The organism is Nonomuraea deserti (assembly GCF_004348685.1).
Classification (GTDB): Bacteria; Actinomycetota; Actinomycetes; order Streptosporangiales; family Streptosporangiaceae; genus Nonomuraea; species Nonomuraea deserti.
The window spans coordinates 1-918 of the sequence record NZ_SMKO01000428.1 but is presented as its reverse complement, the minus strand read 5'-3'; the positions used below and the strand labels follow the sequence as shown (position 1 = coordinate 918).

The following is a 918-nucleotide window of genomic DNA, read 5'->3' as shown; positions in this document are numbered from 1 at the left end:
CCCCTGCTCAGCCGCTCAGGCACCCCCACCCGGGTCATCGACACCCCGCCCGGCCTGCTGCTCGGCATCGACCCCAACGCCGAGTACGCCACCACGGACGTGCCCCTGCCACCCGGCTCGCTGCTGACCCTCTACACCGACGGCCTCATCGAGAAGCCCGGCCTCGACCTGGACGATGCCATCGCCGCCCTGGCCGCTCGGTTCACGCCCGCGCCCATGCGGACCCTGCACAGCGTGGCGGAGTCACTCATCCAGCCGGCCACGAACGAGCAGCGTCCGGACGACATCGCCCTCCTGCTCCTGCGGAACACCGAGCGGGACGGATGGCGGCTGCACCCGAGGTGAACACCAGCTCGGACGAGGCCGTAGGCTGACAAAGGGCCCATCCCAGCGCATGGTGATCCGCTGATCGAGGCCGACGTGAGGCGCGCATGAAGGCAGAAACGACCACACTCGTCAGCCGGCAGAGACCGAGTACGCTGCCGGCCCAGGTGACCAGTTTCGTGGGGCGCCGGCGAGAGGTGGCCGAGATCAAGCGGCTGTTGGGCACGGCTCCCGTGGTGACCCTCACCGGCGTCGGCGGCGTCGGCAAGACCCGGCTGGCTCTCAAGGTCGCCGCCGAGGTCGAGCGGGCTTTCAGCGACGGCGTGTGGCTGGTCGAGCTCGCCGCGCTGGGGGATCCGAAACTGCTCGGCCAAGCCGTGCTCAGCGCCCTGAAGGTGCAGAACCATTCCTCCCGGCCGCCCGTGGAGGTGCTCGTCGAGCACGTGCGTGGCCGGCGGATGCTGGTGGTCCTGGACAACTGCGAGCACCTTCTGGACGAGTGCGCCGTGCTGGCCGCGACGCTGGTGAGCTCCGCGCCCGAGCTGCGGATCCTGGCCACCAGCAGGGAGGCGCTGGGGATCGCCGGCGAGCGCG

Annotated in this window: 2 protein-coding genes; both read left to right on the top strand. The window is 70.8% G+C overall.

Translation table 11 applies throughout. The features are described 5' to 3' along the window. Window positions 1–345, top strand: a 345-nt coding sequence (locus E1292_RS50520; protein WP_165975196.1) for a PP2C family protein-serine/threonine phosphatase, incomplete at its 5' end; no start/stop codon positions are given. Between the two features lie 146 nt (window positions 346–491). Further along, window positions 492–918, top strand: a 427-nt coding sequence (locus E1292_RS50515) for an ATP-binding protein (protein ID WP_246091079.1), incomplete at its 3' end; no start/stop codon positions are given.